Source organism: Virgibacillus salexigens, from assembly GCF_000723585.1.
Classification (GTDB): Bacteria; Bacillota; Bacilli; order Bacillales; family Amphibacillaceae; genus Virgibacillus; species Virgibacillus salexigens.
On sequence record NZ_CCDP010000001.1, the window covers coordinates 1741006 to 1759293 of the forward strand.

Genomic DNA, 18288 nt, shown 5'->3' on the forward strand with positions numbered 1-18288 from the left:
ATGACAAATCCTATGGATAATCCAAATGGAAGCTATGTAGTATTAAGAAATAAGGATGGCCAATATTCGCTTTGGCCTTCCTTTCTCGATATACCTGATGGCTGGAATGTGATTTTTGGCGAAGATAATAGAGACAATTGTATGAACTATATCGAAGCCAATTGGAAGGATTTATTACCTTCGTCGCTAATATTAGTTAATGAATAGATAGGTTAGATATGGTGGGAAAGGCAAAGGGGGATTGGGTTTGGTTAATCTATATGTATGCAAACTTCCTAGCAAAAGAAGTTATCAAGAGATTCAAAGATTACTTCCTAATATCTCAGCTAGGGTTACACAAAAAATTAGTAGGTATCGATTTCTCGATGATGCATATCGCACTTTAATTGGTGACCTTTTACTACATCGATTCTTTTACCTGAATACCGGATATGATTTAAGGAAACAGAGAATAGAGATTACCAATTATGGTAAACCAAATATACCAACTTTTCCTTCTTTTCATTATAATATATCACATTCTGGTGATTGGGTGGCCTTAGCGACACACCATTATCCTGTTGGTGTAGATATAGAAAAAGTACAACCTCTTGAAAGCATTGTAGTTAAGAATCTGCTTTCTCATAGGGAATATAATAATATGCTTAAACATGATCGGCCGGTGCAAGCATTTTATGAGATATGGACAGGGAAGGAGAGCTTTGTGAAGGCAACTGGCAAGGGATTATCTATACCACTTCAATCTTTTAGTGTTACCGGTATGAGAAATATACAACTGATTAATACAACAACCGAAGACATCGTAAAAGGGTATCTGTGTGAACGATATAAAGATTTAAGCCGCTATTCCTTAACGGTTTGTGCAAAGCAAGCAGATAAAAAGTCATTTAATGATCTAACGGAATGTCAATTCAGCTGGTTAGCGAATGAACTGTAAACCATGTAGTAAGCAAACACGAGAAAAGGAGAGAATGTCCATGTTTAAAGCCGAGCGTATTGATGATGCATTGATTGAATTATTATGTGTGAAGGGACAAATGGTTGAGGAATCGCTGCAAAAAATAGAAATTTCCTATGATGATATAGCCTCTAAAAACAAAGGTCCTTATCAAACAGAAACCATCATAGAGATTCTTCAAATGCTAGCATGTAAAACATCTAAAAAAGAACAAGATAGCAAGGTATACTTACATTCGCGCGACCACCAACTAGAAAATTCAATTGTTAAAGTAGGGGATACGTTAATTGGGGATCAGCAACCTCATTTCATCATTGGCCCCTGCTCTGTTGAGAGTTATGAGCAAGTCTATCATGTCGCAGAACAAATGTCGGAAAGAGGGATGACATTATTGCGTGGCGGTGCATTCAAACCTCGAACATCGCCATATGACTTTCAAGGATTAGGCCTAAATGGTCTACAAATACTTTCTGAAGTTGCAAAACAATTTAATATGTCTGTGATAACAGAAATTATGAGTACGGAAAGTATTGATGAAGCCTATGATTATGTAGACGTAGTTCAAATTGGGTCACGAAATATGCATAATTTTGATTTGCTACGAGCAGTAGGTAAATTAGATAAACCAGTATTGTTGAAGCGAGGCTTATCTGCAACAATACACGAGTTTAAAATGGCCGCAGAATATATTTTAAACGAAGGTAATAACAATGTGATATTATGCGAGCGAGGCATTCGAACGTACGAAACAGCTACAAGAAATACGTTAGATATTTCAGCTGTACCAATTTTAAAGCAAGAAACACATTTACCTGTATTTGCAGATGTCTCTCATTCAGCTGGGAGAAAAGATCTACTTATCCCACAAGCAAAAGCGGCAATTGCCGCGGGGGCTGATGGTGTTATGGCGGAAGTACACCCAAATCCGCAAGTTGCTTTATCAGATGCAAAGCAACAAATGGACCTTTTAGAATTTCATTCTTTTATGGATCAACTGGATAACTTTTTACATCGTTTCTCTTTATCAGCAAGTGTCTAATAACATATCAACCTTATTCTATAAAACTTGTATATTTTCATGGAGAAGTAGTTTTAATGGATTACTCATTATTTCAAACCTTTGTCCATATAATGTAACAGTTTGGTTGGATGAGGGTGATGTTTATTGGTGGAACTATTTATGGAGTCAGATAAGGAAGTAATTCGATTTTGTGAAAAAGTGCGGCAATATAATAAACATATTAACCTGCACTGGAAGACACATGAGGAATGGGGGAATCATATTCAATTTGATGATCAAATTCCAAACCAAATACTTATATCAGCGATTGCTAAATCATTAACAAATGTATTTATTTCGCAACGATTGGGTAAATTAATTACAAACGTTATTGAAGATTTTTATTATTATACCAGTCTTGATGAAAAGGAGGAAATACTGGAGTTAACAAATTGGATTATGTCAGGGAAAGACAAAGATAGTCTAACAGTTCGTAAAAAAGAGGATCCATATCAAGTACTCGAATCCCTGTTCATAGCTAATATTAAGGATACATCGACAATTCACTTTGATTCACTTGTTAAGTTTAGGTTGAAAGTGTTTCGAGATTATGTGATTCATTATGTAGGACTGGCAATTGATGAATATAAACGTGAAGAAGAACATCAAGAATTTGTGAATATGTTACGGGAGTATATCTCGAATCGCGAGCCTATCGTTGATACAGTCCATATTATACAAGGTAATTCATTTTCGTTTTATAAGCAAAATGGAAGACCCTTTTCAACGATGGAGTTGCGAGTGTTGATGCAAAAAGAACCGCTTTACATCGTCGGATTGGATGAGGATGAATTAAATTTAGCTCCCCTTGTAGCAATGTCTCCAAGGAGGATTTATATATATGGAGATCATCCGTCCGAACCGAAGACTTTGACGGTCATTAATGTTTTTCAAGAAAAAGTAACGTTTGAGCCGTTTAATCATTTTCCATTTCCTTACTATAGTAAAAAAGAGCAACATTAGGGCTTGCTTTTCCGAAAATTAGAAGCTATAATACACATTATAAATTAATTTAAGTTTTTGTGATATAGGTAATGAAAAGGACATGAATCATTGGGTATGTCTGGAAAGAGAAAGAAGTCACCGGCTGAGAGCTTCTTACTGACATCAATGATTTACCACCTTTGAACCCTGCTATTGAAGCCTACTAGTAAGTAGCAGCGTTTCATCTGCGTTATAGATGTATGAAGCCGTAAGGAGTTTACGGAAAATAGGGTGGAACCACGACGTGACCAACGCTCGTCCCTTTGCTTAAAGCAGAGGGATGAGCGTTTTTATATTGAAGGAGGAGTGATTGTAATGGCTGCAGAATTATCTTTTGTTTTTCCTGATGGAGCAGAGAAGTCGTTTCCGGTTGGCACAACTGGTGAAGACATAGCTGGTTCTATCTCATCCGGATTGAAGAAACAAGCACTAGCAATTAAGCTGGGTAGTGTTTTATATGACTTAAAACGTGAATTGACACACGGAGGCAATGTAGAAATTATTACAAATAAGGATGACGAAGGTATTGAAATTATGCGTCATTCTACGGCACATCTAATGGCACAAGCGATTAAACGTTTATATAAAGATGTGAATTTTGGGGTTGGACCAGTCATTGAGGAAGGGTTCTATTATGATATGGACTTGGAGCATTCCATCACACCAGATGATCTTCCAAAAATCGAAAAAGAAATGAAGCGGATTGTCGATGAGGCTCACGAGATTGAACGTTTGGAGGTTTCTCGTGAAGAAGCTAAAGACATGTTTAAAGGTGACGAACTAAAGCAAGAATTAATTGATGCTATTCCACACGATCAGCAAGTAACGATTTATAAACAGGGAGAATTCGCTGACCTATGTCGAGGAGTTCATGTCCCATCTACGAATAAAATAAAAGCCTTTAAATTGCTTAGTATCTCTGGTGCTTATTGGCGTGGAGACAGTAATAATCAGCAGTTACAGCGGATATATGGAACCGCCTTTGCCAAACAAAGTCAAGTGGATGAATACTTAAAAATTCTTGAAGAGCGAAAAGAACGTGACCATCGGAAGCTAGGTAAAGAGTTAGACATTTTTACTGTCTCACAAAAAGTAGGGCAAGGCCTACCATTATGGCTGCCTAAAGGTGCAACCATTCGTCGTGTAATTGAACGCTACATTGTAGATTTAGAAGAGCGTTTGGGCTATGACCACGTTTATACACCAGTATTAGGAAGCGTTGATTTATACAAACAGAGTGGACATTGGGATCACTATCAGGATGACATGTTTCCAGAAATGAAAATGGATAATGAAGAATTAGTGCTTCGGCCAATGAATTGTCCGCATCATATGATGGTTTATAAAAATCAACTATATAGTTACCGTAATCTACCGGTACGAATAGCCGAATTAGGAACGATGCATCGTTATGAAATGTCTGGTGCCTTAGCCGGGCTTCAACGGGTACGTGCAATGACGCTGAATGATGCTCATATATTTGCACGTCCGGATCAATTAAAAGATGAGTTTATTCGAGTAGTTGAACTAGTCCAAAAAGTATATGAAGACTTTGGTATTCAGGATTATTATTTCCGATTGTCTTACCGTGATCCTAAGGATACAGAAAAGTATGTTGATAATGATGCAATGTGGGACAAAGCCCAAGCAATGTTAAAAGAAACAATGGAGGAAATGCAAGTAGAATATGTCGAAGCTGAAGGAGAAGCGGCTTTCTACGGCCCTAAATTGGATGTACAGGTGAAGACGGCGCTTGGAAAAGATGAAACACTATCGACGGTACAATTAGATTTTCATCTTCCAGAACGATTTGATTTAACTTATATAGGGGAGGATGGGAAGGAACATCGTCCTGTTGTTATTCATCGAGGCGTAGTATCAACGATGGAACGCTTCGTTGCATTCCTAATTGAAGAGTATAAAGGCGCGTTTCCAACATGGCTTGCACCAGAACAAGTAAGAGTGATTCCTGTTGCACCACAAGCTCATCTTGAGTATGCTAATCAAGTAGTGGACAAACTTAGATTGGAAGGTGTTCGAGTTTCTATTGATGAACGAGACGAAAAGATAGGTTACAAAATCAGAGAAGCACAGACACAAAAAATACCATTTGCTCTTGTTCTAGGTGATAATGAAATGAATGAGAATGCAGTAAATGTTCGGCGCTATGGAGAGAAACAATCAGAAACCAATTCGCTTGCTGAATTTACATCATTAATAAAACAAGAAATCACTGACAAATCGATGCATAGGTGAGCATGATCCAGAACGTCTAAATTAGAAGGAGTAAAAAGAGCATGAATCATGGTTTTTTTGAACAGGTGTATCAAATAGTCGCCAAGATTCCTGAAGGACAAGTTGCCACTTATTCTCAGATTGCTAGGGCGCTTGAACAACCCCATAATGCAAGGGTTGTTGGTTGGGCCATGCGACAAGCTCCTGCAGATAGGAACCTACCTTGTCATCGAGTAGTAAAGAAAACCGGTGAGTTAGCCCCTGCTTTTACAGAGCAAAGAGCTTTATTGGAAAATGAAGGCGTCCCTTTTGATACGCGTGGAAGAGTTCAACTAACTGCCTGTAATTGGAACCAATAAGACAAATTTTTGAAAATAGGCTTTGACAACATATATATGATGTGTTATTCTATTAAAGTTGAAAATGATAACTGAATGATCTAAGACAAGTAGAAGCACCCGCTTCTCACCTGATTGACACCCTTTGGGTAGTTGACTGGTCCTTAACTCTGATATAGACGAATGGAGACGTGTGGGTGCATATGCCCACACTTTTTTCATGAACAAATAGTTGACTTGTCGATAATGATCACAAATAGATAAACTTTTTGGAGGTGGATGATTATTAGCAAAGAAATGAATGTAAATGAAAAAATTCGTGCAAGAGAAGTACGTTTAATTGATGCAAATGGTGATCAACTTGGCGTTAAGTCCCGTCAAGAAGCATTAGATATTGCACAAACAAGGAACCTTGATTTAGTGCTGGTTGCTCCCAACGCGAAACCGCCGGTTTGTCGCATTATGGACTATGGGAAATATCGATTTGAGCAACAGAAAAAAGAAAAAGAAGCACGTAAAAAACAAAAGGTTATTAATGTCAAAGAGGTTCGCTTCACACCTGGAATTGGTGACCATGATTTTGAAACAAAGTTAAAACAGGCACGTAAATTCTTAACAAAAGGTGATAAAGTAAAAGCTGCAGTTCGCTTCCGTGGACGTGCTATTACGCACAAAGATTTAGGAAGAGAAGTGCTGGATAGATTTGCTGAAGAAGTAAAAGACATTGCGACAATTGAGACAAAACCGAAAATGGAAGGTCGTAATATGTTTATGATGCTTGCGCCAGTAAATGAAAAATAAATTATGCAGTAATGACTGCTAACTTACTGTTATTGTTATAAGGAGGAAATCAACATGCCAAAAATGAAAACCCACAAAGGTTCTCAAAAACGCTTTAAGAAAACGGGTACTGGAAAGCTAAAACGTTCGCATGCATATACAAGCCATATGTTTGCTCATAAATCTCAAAAACAAAAACGTAAACTACGTAAGAGTACAACCGTATCATCTTCAGATTTTAAGCGAATTAAAACAATGCTTCCATATAAGTAAGGCATTTTATAACTAGAAAATAAACAATTTACTATTTTATTTTGATTTGTATTAGGAGGGAATTATTATGCCACGTGTAAAAGGTGGAACAGTTACGCGTAAACGTCGTAAACGCGTCCTTAAACTAGCAAAAGGTTATTATGGTTCGAAGAGAACGTTATTTAAAACAGCGAAACAACAAGTAATGAAATCAGGTCAATATGCTTATCGCGACCGTAAACAGAAAAAGCGTGAATTCCGTAAGTTATGGATCTCACGTATTAATGCAGCTGCTCGTCTAAATGATATCTCTTATAGTAAGTTAATGCACGGCTTGAAAATTGCTGGCGTTGATATTAATCGTAAGATGCTATCTGATTTAGCAATCCATGATGAACAGGCATTTACACAATTAGTAACTAAAGCAAAAGATGCTTTAAAATAAAGAAAACGTCCTAAAAAGTAGGGCCGATATTTATTTTGTGAATGAGATGACCAAATACTTGCAAAAAAGCAGGAATTTGGTCATTTTTAATCTATGGATAGTCAATAATCCGTCAGAGAAAGGAATAATGTGGATGGAACTGTTGTCTAGTTTAATACCTTATTTAATTGGTGTAAACGTCATTACCTTCTTATTTATGGGGATGGACAAACAACGAGCCAAGAAACAACAATATCGTATCCCAGAACGGACGTTTTGGCTGCTTGCGATTGTAGGTGGATCATTGGGACTTTGGGCTGGGATGAAAACGTTTCATCATAAAACCAAGCATATGTCATTTCGAATAGGCTCTCCTATTCTAATACTGCTACATGTCATTATTGTTTGTTATGTTGTTTTTTCCTTGTCATAATGGCTCGTCTCATGTCATATACATTTACTAATGCGCGTCCTATACGTAGGAAGAAGAACATCAAGAAGGAGGCGAGTCATGGAGGTATTTGGGAATTATCTTATGGCTGTTATTGAAACAGGGGGGCTGTTTGCTCCATTATTATTCATTAGCTTTCATTTGCTGCGGCCTTTATTCTTTTTACCTGTGGTATTTATATGTATATCAGGAGGAATTTTATTTGGAGCGGTTGCTGGTACAGTATACTCTTTAATAGGGATCACGCTATCGAGTATCATCTTTTATATGATTGTAAATAAAATGCCAAAGTCTGTTAAGCGGTTTACAAAATTGAAATCAAGGTTAATTGGTAAAGAATCTGTATTAACAACATCACAAATTGCCTTACTCCGCCTTGTTCCATTTATCCATTTTCATTTACTGTCACTATGCCTTCTTGAAATTTCTGCAGGTTTTAAAGAATATACGAAATCATCCATATTATCTAATATTCCTTTGGCTTTTGTCTATACGTCTATTGGGCAATGGATTTCAAATTTAACTCCTCTTTATATCTTCGTATTTTTAATATTATTATTGCCATGTCTCTACTTACTAAGAAGGAAAGAAATTTATATAAAATGGCAAGAGTTTTTTCATGTTAGTACAAAAGAAAGTATTTAAGGTAATAACGATGGAGGATCAAAAGTATGTAAGAATGAATAATCCGAATATTTTTCTGAAAATGCGAAATTGCATTCGGAAAAAGGATTCGGATTATTTATCATTCGTTTTTTAATTGTACGTACTACTGTATAGAATAATAGCCATGACTGTGAATCTTGTTAAATGAAATAAGGGTGATTTCTGCAGCAACATTACAGATCATGATGCTCTACTCGGGTAAGCAATACTTCTTGCCCGAGTTAACTGAAGCTTTGTCCCTGTAAAGCATGCCGTATTTCAGGTTACAAAATTAACGATTAAGATGGTTAATTACGATTTAGGGTCCTCATTTTTTTATGCCGATTATCACTACCGTAAGTAAAGAATTCGATTTGATAGAAAAAGATTATTTAGAGTTAGAGGTACTCATTCGATTGAAGTTATTAAAAGTTTATTAATGGGATGTTTCCATTCAATTTTTGCATATGGGTATCGAATTAACATTTCGTTTTCTAGAAAATACAAATCATCTCTAGTTAGTCCACGGAGTTCCAATGGATCTCTAACTGTAATTTGAATGTCCACAACTTCAAAGGAATTTTCGGTTGTTCCTACGTATTTTTCACCCTCAAATAAGCAGCCTCTATAAACAAACAAAAGATTCTTTTTACTATTAGTTGGTTCATCTAAAAGATAAAAATTTCCTTCTGCTTTTGCTATGCGTAGTTTTCTTTCTGGGTTTCGATAATATTGTATCCATGTGTAGACAAGCAAAGCGATTGCAACAAAAATTAATATACGGAATAAAATAATAATCATACCATCTGTCTCCCTGAAAAATTATTACTCATTTATACGTATGATAACATAATAAGGTTTCACTATTTTTGCTATTTCATGTAATATTCGGTGAAAATAGTAATTGAAAAAAGTCTGCTATTCTATTTGACTGAGCTATAGGTATATAAAAGAAACGAACCAGTGTTACAATCATCCGTTCATTATCTAGGCTTTCCATCACATCTTCCGATAGGAGTTCTGGTTTTAAGAAGTGGAAGCATGCCATAATTGAAAACCATTCTATTATATGTAATTATTATAGTATTGGTCTTTTTCCATGGTTGTTCATGAGTGAAAAGGAAGACTAGTTGAAACAGCAAGTTTTGAAACGGGGGATAGAAATGGAAGCGGAATTAAAAATTAAATTGATACATAATGAAGCTAAGTTACCATATCGAGCTAATGAAGTTGACGCTGGATTGGATTTATTTTCAATTGAGGATAAGGTGATCAAGGCTGGAGAAGCGGAATTAATTCGAACTGGAATACAAATCGAATTACCTGAGAGAACGGAAGCACAGGTTAGGCCAAGAAGTGGTTTAGCTCTAAAACATTCCATCACTGTTCTAAATAGTCCAGGAACCATTGATGAGGGTTACAGGGGAGAAATAAAAGTCATTTTAATTAATCACGGAAAGGATGATTTTAAGGTAGAAAAACATATGAGAATTGCGCAAATGGTTATAGCTCCAGTTTTACAGGTCAAACTTACGGAGACGGAAGTTTTGTCAAACACAAGCAGAGGCATAGGTGGTTTCGGTTCCTCTGGTAGTAAGTAACACCAATGGGGTAAGAATATGGTTCAGCATTAATAGCAGAACCGCTAGTTACCTTTGACTTTTAACCCAAACATAGCTATAATAGCCACTGAACGTAACTGTAAGAAGGATTATTAAAAAATGACACATGCTATGAGACTTCGATTCCCAACTTTGAACATGTAATTGAATACGTTCAAAGGCTCTGTTTGTGAATACAGAGTAAAATGGAATTAGTCTGTCCTTTTTTAGCATCCTTCATTTCATATCTGAAAAATACGTCTTGCTTGGATTCGAGCATCTCCCCACTAACTTTTTGAAAGTGGGCTCTTATGCTAGATGGAAGCGAGATAAAAATATGTAATGTATAGAAAGGCGGCTTGTGCTGCCTTTTTTTAAATCTTGTCTACGTTTTGTTTTGTTGTAGCAAGGCTAGGTTTAGCTGTTAATGACATCTAACTACGTTTCATAAATTAGGATAGATTTTCCCTTTTACTTTTAATCACAGGTAGATGCTTGTGATTTTTTTATTTAAAAAGGAAGAGGAAACCAATGCGTTATATTTATGTATGTAAGCGTGTATTTTGTAAGTATGGAATGAAAGAAAGCGTTGTTTTTATGCACAATCATCCATTTGTTACTCAGACGTGGGTCGGAATAAAAGCAGAAGAAAGGGGGCGAAAGGAATGGAAAAAATAGGTGTGGAATTGGAAAATGTTGAACTTTCTTTCTTAGATAGATTGGTATTACACGTCCTGCGTCTTGCTGTACACCAGTTTGACCGCATTGGAATTGTTGGAATAAACGGCGCTGGCAAGAGTAGCTTGTTGAAATTGATGAACGGTCAAATAAAACCAGAAAAAGGGCATGTAAAAAGCTATATAAATTTTGCTTATCTTGATCAAGTAACAGCACCAGATGAAAGTGAGATAGATTATGATCTAAAAAGGAAATTATCTATCCCAGAAACGAAAATGGAAAACTTCAGTGGTGGAGAGCAAACCAGGATGAAGTTAGCACAAATTTTCTCAAACTATTATGAAGGATTATTGGTAGATGAGCCTACTACGCATCTAGATACAGAGGGTATACAATTTTTTATGAAAGAATTAACTCATTATTATGGTGCCCTTGTGCTTGTGAGTCATGACCGGTACGTATTAGATCAACTTGTGACGAAGATTTGGGAAATAGAGAACGGAACTGTAACCGAATATACCGGGAACTATTCGGATTATGTTGACCAAAAGAAACTTGAGAAGCAGCACCAACAAGAACAACATGAAACATATGTAAAAGAAAAAATACGACTTTAAAAATCCGCAGAGGAAAAGATGAGGAAAGCAGGGAAAATCACACAAGGAAATGGTCATATGTCCAAAAAAGAAACAAAAGCAAAGGCCAACAAGATGTTTATGACCAAATAAAGGATACTAGTCAGAAGGCTATGCAACGTGCAGCGAAAGCTATAGAGCAGAGAATGGAACAGCTTGAAGAGGTGGAAGCTCCCAAGAAGGAGCAAATCCTTCTACAGGAAATGACCTAAATAAGGATGTACGAAATTTAAGTGGTGGAGAGGCTGTTCGTTAGTATTATGTCAGTTATTTTTAGGAAAATATAATGTGTTGTTTTTAGATGAGCCAACAAACTTTTTAGATGTTATTTGTATATAAAGCATTGGAGCGTTTTTTAAAGGCGTATGAGGGAACGGTTCTGCTTGTATCACATGATCGTATGTTTATAGATAGTGTGGCAGATCATGTATATCTCATCGAAAACAAAAAATTGATCTTACAAAGCTAATGTAAAGAAGCAGAGGAGATAGACTCTGCTTCAATTTATCCTATCACACAGCGTTAGGATAAATTGAAACTTTTTACGATTCAAACTGTATACGAAATAAAATGAGAGGGCTTAGAAGTTGATGGGAAACAAGCATATTTGCAATCATTCAAGTAAATGATAGGCAATAGGATGAGAGATCCTAGGATAATAACTGAATATCCTATTTATTCCTTCATGCTATAAAGGTATAATTAGTATTAAATCATTAGAAGAGGTGAAGTACATATGGGAAATTTAGATGATACAGTAAAAATGTTTAAAGATCTGACCGATGCAAAAGGAATTCCTGGTAATGAAAAAGAGCCAAGACAAGTGATGAAGGATTATATTATGCCATTTGCTGATGAGGTTGTTTATGATAATCTAGGGAGTCTAATTGCAAAAAAGACAGGGGATGAGCAAGGCCCAAAAGTTATGGTTGCAGGTCATCTAGACGAAGTAGGATTCATGGTAACTCGGATAGATGAGAAAGGGTTTATTTATTTTCAGACAACGGGTGGTTGGTGGAGCCAAGTAATGCTTGCGCAACGTGTTACCATTATGGGTGGTGAAGGTGATGTGACTGGTGTTATTGGTTCAAAGCCTCCACATATTCTTTCAGCAGAAGCTCGAAAAAAACCAGTAGAAATTAAAGATATGTTTATTGATATTGGTGCAGCCAGTAAAGAGGAAGCCGAAGCGTTTGGTGTCAATCCAGGTGATTCCATTGTACCTTATTTTGAATTTACCCCTCTAAAAAATGAAAAATTATTATTAGCTAAAGCGTGGGATAACCGAATTGGCTGCGCAATAGCAATTGAGGTCTTAAAACAATTGCAAGGTACGGATCATCCAAATATTGTTTATGGGGTTGGAACGGTGCAAGAAGAAGTTGGTTTAAGAGGGGCAAAAACCGCTGCGAATGCAGTAGAACCAGATATAGGTTTTGGTGTAGACGTTGGGATTGCAGGGGATACACCTGGTGTATCTGACCATGATGCTGATAGTGAATTAGGTAAGGGTCCTCAACTTGTCTTGTATGATGCATCAATGGTTTCTCATAAAGGTGTTCGTAATTTAGTTGTAAAAACAGCTGAAGAGAATAACATTCCGTATCAATTTACTTCAATGGCTGGTGGAGGAACGGACTCTGGTTCCATTCATTTAACTGCTAATGGTGTTCCTTCGTTATCGATTACGATTGCAACACGTTATATTCATACGCATGCAGGCATATTACATCGTGATGATTTTGATAATGCTGTCAAACTAATTGTAGAAACAATTAAGAAGTTAGATCGGAATACCGTTAATAACTTGATCTTTGACTAATCTCTGAATGATAATGACAAAGGTTGTTCCAATATTGGAACAACCTTTGTCATTATGTGAGATATGAATGCATCACTTTTGTTACATAATTTTGCGTTTCTTGAAATGGTGGAATACCATGATATTTATCAACATTTCCCGGTCCAGCATTATAAGCGGCTAACGCTAATTCAACATTTCCATTGTAACGTTTTATCATTTGGCTTAAATACTTTGCACCACCGTTAATATTCTGTTCAGCATCATAAGGGTTTGTAACACCTAATGCTTTTGCAGTAGCTGGCATTAATTGCATTAGTCCTTGGGCACCTGCGTTACTTCGTGCATTTGGATTAAAATTGGATTCTGTTTGAACAACAGAATAGATTAATTTCTCATCAAGTTGGTAAGTAGCAGCGGCATCTGCGATTAATTGATGTATGGCTAGATTTGCATTTGTCTTGTCTTGTGTTGTAGCCGGTTTACTCATTTGTGATATCATATTATTTTGGGCTGTAGGTAGTAAATGCTGCTTAGCTGCTTGTAAGTTTGTAGCTTTGGTTAATTGTTCGGTTAACATTTGCTTAAAAGCTAAATCTATCATAGGAGAATAATTAGAAAAGCCATTTGTATTTGATGCTAGCACCGACATTGCTTGGTACTGCATCACTTGTTGTAAATCTCTCATCTCCATATCCCGTTCTCACTTTCTGCATGTATTTATAATCAGTTTACTATAGAATCTACGAGAAGCAATAGGATTTTCAAAAAACGTGGATGTTTTTTCCAGCCTTTTTGAGAATATCTTTATAAAAAGGGTCATTTCCAATACACAAAACACGTGAACATAGGGTGTTAATTTCATCCATATCATGGGAGGTATACACAATTACTTTCCCTTTGTTATTTGCTAAATCATGTAAGTAATTTTTTATTTCTTTTTTTGACTTTAGGTCAATACCGACAGTTGGCTCATCTAGTAAAATTAGATAAGGGTCATGTATTAAACTGATAGCCATGTTGAGCTTTCTTTTCATACCACCTGATAATGTCTTAACGGGTTTATTCCATTGGTCTAAATTCATTTCAAGACAGAATTGACGAAGTTCTGATTCTGAACGTTTTTTCCATGATAATTTTTCAAAGAAAAGCATGTTCTCTTTTACTGTAAATTCATCCCAAATAGCTATTTCCTGTGGTACAAAACCAATAAGTCGTCGTATTTTATTTTTATCGGCTAAATAAGTGAAGTTGTTTAATTGAACAGTTCCTGATTTTGGTTTTTGTAGTGTAGCTAATACCCTTAACAACGTAGATTTCCCTGCACCATTTTCACCGACTAAGCCTACGATCTCACCTGAATGAATGGTAAAGGTTAAATCCGAAAAGATTTGATTCTTACCATATGACATAGATAAATTATTTACCGTAAGCATTAGACTTCTCCTTTCTTAAAAACCATATTACAATAAGTGTAATTGTTACATATAGCCAAATATGATGGACGTTCGCATCCATGAATATCTGTAGTGGATGAATCACTTCAAGCAGCGGAAAATGATTGGTAATTCTTTCTACTGGCAGTATTACGCCACTCGAAATTGTCATGATCAATGTAAGGATAAATGATAAGCTATAATAAAAAATGAGATTTGTCACCCTTATAGCTATAAGAAAGACTAAGCTATTCATCATTAACCGGAAGGAAAATACATTCCATACATCTGTGGGGTGGATCCCCTCCCCGAGAATAATATTAAAGGCAAGTATAGCGATAAGGTCTGTAATCAAAAATAGTAAGGTGTAGATAATGAGATTTTGCAAGCAATAGGTTTTAAATGAATAACGGATAAAAGCAAATCGGGGACGTAAGGATGACCGTTTTTCTTTTATTATCCAATCAAATAGAAAGAAAGTTGATAATATAGAAAATAGCGCCCATAGTCCCCATGTATTCCAGATCAGTATTGAATTTGTTGTTTCTTCCGATTGACTGTTAGCATAGGTAAATGTTGTTTGTAACAATTCTTGATCCATTTGGATTTGTTTACTTTTAGCAACAATTTCCTCCCATGTCCATGAATGATTCTCATAATGGGTTTTAGCAAGGTTTAACACCGTATAGGCTGCCTTGGACCTACCTGTTTCTTCTTGTACAAAAGACGCAATCATTTCTGAAACGGGTGTATAAGCAAATGATAAATCCGAACTGTAACTTGTAATTAATTGATTTCTACTACCTTTTTTGATCTGTTGCTGATAGCCATCTCTTATAATAAAAACGCTATCCAGTTCGTGCTTTTCCAATTGAGCTAAAGCCTTATCTTCATCTAAGATGTCTACATGGATCATTGCTGCTTGGTTTATGTTCTCTTTCAGATTTTCGGCCATTGGTGTGTCTTCTTCGATTACAAGCCCAACGGGTATATTGCTATCTTCCTGAATCGACTCTGATAGGAAGGTGATAGATATGACAGCAATGATAGGGAGCAATAACCAAAACAATAGAGAAAAAATTTGATGTTTCCAAAATATTATCCGTGTTTGTAAGATGGATTTCATCGTAATCGCTCCTTAATGGCTGAAAAACCAAGCAAAATAAAAATACTAGCTACCATCATGCCGAGAAGTGGGAGTATATCGACAAAGGAACGGTTTGTTAGCATAATCTCTTGTAACCAGTGGAATGCTTCACTAGAAAATACCAAAGTCAAACCTTTTTGAATTTCTTGTGGAAAGTAGATCGTTGGAACGATTGCACCACTTAAGAGAAGGATTGCAATGGTATAAAACGTCTGAATGAGTAATTGCAAGCGGTAAGAAGCTATTATCCTTTCGATAATAGCTAATCCAATGAGAAATCCAATACTATACATTCCGCTTATCAGCAATATTCTCCAGATACCAAGCCCCTGTATTTCCCGTTGTACAAACGGTTGGATAATGAAAAACAGACCAATTGCTAAAGGAAAGACAAACAGACCACTTGTGATCACTTTTGCTACTATTTGTTGTAATTCTGAGACTCCGTATAACGCAAGTCGCTGCTGCATTTTTTTTCTTTCTTCTTTGTAAAGCAACATATACATCAAAAACATCCAAATTGTTAGGACAACAAACCAACCAGCTAAGCTAAAATAGGATAGAGGATTGTTCGTCGCTTGATTAATTAATTGTTGTTCATTGATAATCCGATCTCTACCAATGGTATAGAAGACAAATTCTTTGAATTGTTCAAAAACTAGCGCGTTTCTTTCTTGATCACTTAATTGCATCTCCTTTGCATAATGATTAATGGTTAGGACATTCGCCTGTGAAGATCGAATATGTCTTGCTACACTTTCAATTAACTCATTTATCATTTGGCTTCGAATAGGTTGGTTAGCATTTCCGATAACCGGTAATTCTACAGAAACCCCCTGATAAAGATGCTTTGTAAAATATTCTGGGAAGATAATATAGGAGCTTAATTGATTATTTTCTACTGCTTGTACTGCTTCATTTTCATTCATGCTATCTATTTGTATGTAAGAGCCAAGTTCTGAAGCTTCTGTCATCATCTCTAAAAGTAACTGCGTTTCTTCTGATTGGTCGTTATCAACCAGCCCTAACTGAATTGGTTGCGATTCATTAGGTAAGAGAAATGAGACAATAATGACAAAAACCATTCCGATAATGATAAATGGAAAAAGGAAAAGAAGAGGAAGTGTGAGCCACTTCCTCTGGATTTGCACCCTGTTCCTGTTGATTAAAAGTAACAAGATTTTAATGAAATGCATAGGAGCACTTCCATTCTTAAAAAATTATGAATCTAGAAGTTTTTATGTTCTATTTAAAACCCCATATTGCCAGATTCAGAAAGTTTTCCGAAAAACCATTGCTGGAATTTAGGAGTCACGTCTGTTTCGAAATACTGCATTAATTGTTCAGCGTTCATATTCCCCAAATCTTTTTCACTGTTTCCTTCAGGAATCTTCACGCTGTCTACCGTTTTACCACTTACTCCAGCATGCAGTGATGCCATCTCTTGACTTAAAGTAGCTGTTTCTAAAGAGAAGTCATGTTCAGCGTTCATTTGATCATTATTATAAGTGGATGAACCGTTCCATAGTAGACTACCTCCGCCGTTAGCAGGATCTTCGATGGAGAAGGTACGTTCAAACTCCCGTTTATTATCATCTAACGTTTCAGTACCGTTATACGAAAGAACAATATCTCCAATTGTTAGATTAATAGAATCGGTTGCTTTATTATCTTTCCAAGATAGGTCGCCAGCTAAATTCATCTTACCTTGATCAACCGAATCTTCAAAAGTTACATCATAATTAAACACTTGACTGTCTTCTTTCAATAGTTGTGTTCCTTTTACTGCTAATGTAACTAATTCTTCAGATGAAGGCCCCATCTGAACTTGAAAATCTCGTTGGGCGATCACATCGTCATGAATCCAAATTGTTGATGTTAACCCATTAGGTATTTGCAAATCGGTTAATGCTTCTTTTGCATCTGCTAAGCCTGTTTCAAAGTCAGTGATCATTTGTTCCATTTCACTATTCATGGCCGTCCCGCCTAATTGTTGCAACTTCATCTGCTGACTTAATATTTCTTTTACTTTTTCGTCTTTTTCTAACTTATCCAAAATGGTTGTTAGTATTTGTTTTACTTCATTTTCACTTAATTGCATGGTAACTTTTTCAGTGTCAAGCGATTGATCGTTGACTTTAATTGTTTCTTCTTGGGCTTTAAATGCGTCTTCGGGGATTTCATTGTAGATCATCTCTCCATACGCCTCTTTAAAATAATCTAAGTCCTCTTCAGATAACGATCCTTCAAAAAAGCTTGCAAAATCCACTTTTTCTTCTCCTGTAAAGCTAGAAGGATCTAATTCATGTAGCATACTACCAATGTCATTCCCTTTTACCGAAAGTAAATCTTCAATGAAAGGAAGACCGACCATTAGTTTTTCACCAGTAAGGTAAAATTGGAGACCGTCAATTTGGATGCCTCCAATATCTGCAGTTAACTCGGAAGACAATTTCTTGTTTTCCATGTCGGTAGTATTCTTCATTGTGATGGTCGAGTTATTAATAAACTGTGACGGATCCATTTGGCCATATCCTGCGGAGCCGTTTGGATTATTATACTCTGCTGATAATTCTACGGTAGATTCTGTTGGGTTTTCTTCGGTTTGTTCTAACCAGCTCATCTCTGGTTCGTAACGTTCTTCGAATTTTTCAGTAAGCACCTCAATAGAATTCTTCTCCGCTAAAAAATATTCTTGTTTTCCGGATAAATTAGAAAAAATAAATGCCGAAACACTTCCCCCTATTAATATCACTGCTCCAATAACAATAGCAATGAGTGTTTTAGGCGACAATTTACCCCTTCGTGTTTCTCCCATAAAACATTTCCCCTCTCTATTTCTACTTCATAATTATATGTATTA

General features: G+C 36.2%; 21 protein-coding genes, 1 pseudogene and 1 other annotated feature. Of the genes and pseudogenes, 16 read left to right on the forward strand and 6 right to left on the reverse strand.

Annotated elements, in window-relative coordinates; genetic code table 11:
* The 11 genes from BN990_RS07910 (at window position 1) to BN990_RS07960 (ending at window position 8127) form a co-directional block, all read left to right on the forward strand.
* Window positions 1–207 carry an MbtH family protein gene (locus BN990_RS07910; protein WP_021290899.1) on the forward strand — a complete coding sequence of 69 codons (207 nt, stop codon included), beginning with the start codon at window positions 1–3 and terminating at the stop codon, window positions 205–207.
* Between the two features lie 40 nt (window positions 208–247).
* On the forward strand, window positions 248–937 hold the full coding sequence (locus BN990_RS07915; protein WP_021290900.1) for a 4'-phosphopantetheinyl transferase family protein: 690 nt from the start codon (window positions 248–250) through the stop codon (window positions 935–937).
* 34 nt (window positions 938–971) lie between these two features.
* On the forward strand, window positions 972–1997 hold the full coding sequence (locus BN990_RS07920; protein ID WP_031335468.1) for a bifunctional 3-deoxy-7-phosphoheptulonate synthase/chorismate mutase: 1026 nt from the start codon (window positions 972–974) through the stop codon (window positions 1995–1997).
* Window positions 1998–2138: 141 nt separating this feature from the next.
* The gene (gene ytxC, locus BN990_RS07925; RefSeq protein ID WP_021290902.1) at window positions 2139–2981 is read left to right on the forward strand and encodes a sporulation protein YtxC; all 843 of its coding nucleotides are present in this window, start codon (window positions 2139–2141) and stop codon (window positions 2979–2981) included.
* Between the two features lie 336 nt (window positions 2982–3317).
* The gene (gene thrS / locus BN990_RS07930; protein ID WP_021290903.1) at window positions 3318–5258 is read left to right on the forward strand and encodes a threonine--tRNA ligase; all 1941 of its coding nucleotides are present in this window, start codon (window positions 3318–3320) and stop codon (window positions 5256–5258) included.
* A 41-nt stretch (window positions 5259–5299) separates the two neighbouring features.
* Window positions 5300–5596, forward strand: a complete 297-nt coding sequence (locus BN990_RS07935) for an MGMT family protein (RefSeq protein ID WP_021290904.1) — start codon at window positions 5300–5302, stop codon at window positions 5594–5596.
* Window positions 5597–5677: 81 nt separating this feature from the next.
* Window positions 5678–5800 (forward strand) — a sequence feature (ribosomal protein L20 leader region).
* Between the two features lie 72 nt (window positions 5801–5872).
* A complete protein-coding gene (gene infC / locus BN990_RS07940) occupies window positions 5873–6376 on the forward strand; it encodes a translation initiation factor IF-3 (RefSeq protein ID WP_031335472.1) in 504 nt (167 codons plus the stop codon).
* Window positions 6377–6430: 54 nt separating this feature from the next.
* Window positions 6431–6628, forward strand: coding sequence for a 50S ribosomal protein L35 (rpmI, locus tag BN990_RS07945; protein WP_021290906.1), 198 nt, complete (start codon window positions 6431–6433; stop codon window positions 6626–6628).
* Between the two features lie 67 nt (window positions 6629–6695).
* Complete coding sequence (gene rplT / locus BN990_RS07950; protein ID WP_021290907.1) at window positions 6696–7052, forward strand: 50S ribosomal protein L20; 357 nt, start codon at window positions 6696–6698, stop codon at window positions 7050–7052.
* A 133-nt stretch (window positions 7053–7185) separates the two neighbouring features.
* Window positions 7186–7464, forward strand: a complete 279-nt coding sequence (locus BN990_RS07955; RefSeq protein ID WP_038243303.1) for a DUF1294 domain-containing protein — start codon at window positions 7186–7188, stop codon at window positions 7462–7464.
* A gap of 78 nt (window positions 7465–7542) precedes the next feature.
* Window positions 7543–8127, forward strand: a complete 585-nt coding sequence (locus BN990_RS07960; RefSeq protein ID WP_021290909.1) for a TVP38/TMEM64 family protein — start codon at window positions 7543–7545, stop codon at window positions 8125–8127.
* Window positions 8128–8535: 408 nt separating this feature from the next.
* Here the strand turns inward: BN990_RS07960 and BN990_RS07965 are convergent, their stop codons facing one another.
* The gene (locus tag BN990_RS07965; RefSeq protein WP_021290910.1) at window positions 8536–8928 is read right to left on the reverse strand and encodes a hypothetical protein; all 393 of its coding nucleotides are present in this window, start codon (window positions 8926–8928) and stop codon (window positions 8536–8538) included.
* A 362-nt stretch (window positions 8929–9290) separates the two neighbouring features.
* On the opposite strand from BN990_RS07965, the gene dut reads away from it, so the two are divergent.
* The 5 genes and pseudogenes from dut to BN990_RS07980 all read left to right on the forward strand — a co-directional run bounded on the left by dut (window position 9291) and on the right by BN990_RS07980 (window position 12863).
* The gene (gene dut, locus BN990_RS07970) at window positions 9291–9728 is read left to right on the forward strand and encodes a dUTP diphosphatase (protein ID WP_021290911.1); all 438 of its coding nucleotides are present in this window, start codon (window positions 9291–9293) and stop codon (window positions 9726–9728) included.
* A 120-nt stretch (window positions 9729–9848) separates the two neighbouring features.
* Window positions 9849–9893 carry an erythromycin resistance leader peptide gene (locus tag BN990_RS23605; RefSeq protein WP_148530710.1) on the forward strand — a complete coding sequence of 15 codons (45 nt, stop codon included), beginning with the start codon at window positions 9849–9851 and terminating at the stop codon, window positions 9891–9893.
* A gap of 366 nt (window positions 9894–10259) precedes the next feature.
* Entirely contained in the window at window positions 10260–10406 is a 147-nt protein-coding gene (locus BN990_RS22530; RefSeq protein WP_021290912.1) for a hypothetical protein, read from the forward strand.
* Window positions 10394–11510: pseudogene (locus BN990_RS07975) on the forward strand (ATP-binding cassette domain-containing protein). Before BN990_RS22530 ends, BN990_RS07975 begins: the two are co-directional and overlap by 13 nt.
* 267 nt (window positions 11511–11777) lie before the next feature.
* Entirely contained in the window at window positions 11778–12863 is a 1086-nt protein-coding gene (locus BN990_RS07980) for a M42 family metallopeptidase (RefSeq protein WP_038243305.1), read from the forward strand.
* A 52-nt stretch (window positions 12864–12915) separates the two neighbouring features.
* Here BN990_RS07980 and BN990_RS07985 read toward each other — a convergent pair whose 3' ends face one another.
* The 5 genes from BN990_RS07985 to BN990_RS08005 all read right to left on the reverse strand — a co-directional run bounded on the left by BN990_RS07985 (window position 12916) and on the right by BN990_RS08005 (window position 18243).
* Window positions 12916–13536, reverse strand: coding sequence for a lytic transglycosylase domain-containing protein (locus BN990_RS07985; protein WP_038243307.1), 621 nt, complete (start codon window positions 13534–13536; stop codon window positions 12916–12918).
* Between the two features lie 70 nt (window positions 13537–13606).
* Window positions 13607–14278 (reverse strand): ABC transporter ATP-binding protein, encoded by a 672-nt coding sequence (locus tag BN990_RS07990; RefSeq protein ID WP_021290917.1) that lies wholly within the window; start codon window positions 14276–14278, stop codon window positions 13607–13609.
* Window positions 14262–15404: an ABC transporter permease gene (locus tag BN990_RS07995; protein ID WP_038243310.1), complete on the reverse strand. Its 1143-nt coding sequence runs from the start codon at window positions 15402–15404 to the stop codon at window positions 14262–14264. The genes BN990_RS07990 and BN990_RS07995 overlap by 17 nt, the downstream gene beginning before the upstream one ends.
* A complete protein-coding gene (locus tag BN990_RS08000) occupies window positions 15401–16621 on the reverse strand; it encodes an ABC transporter permease (RefSeq protein ID WP_038243314.1) in 1221 nt (406 codons plus the stop codon). The genes BN990_RS07995 and BN990_RS08000 overlap by 4 nt, the downstream gene beginning before the upstream one ends.
* Window positions 16622–16674: 53 nt before the next feature.
* Complete coding sequence (locus BN990_RS08005; protein WP_038243316.1) at window positions 16675–18243, reverse strand: DUF6583 family protein; 1569 nt, start codon at window positions 18241–18243, stop codon at window positions 16675–16677.
* Between the last annotated feature and the right edge of the window lie 45 nt (window positions 18244–18288).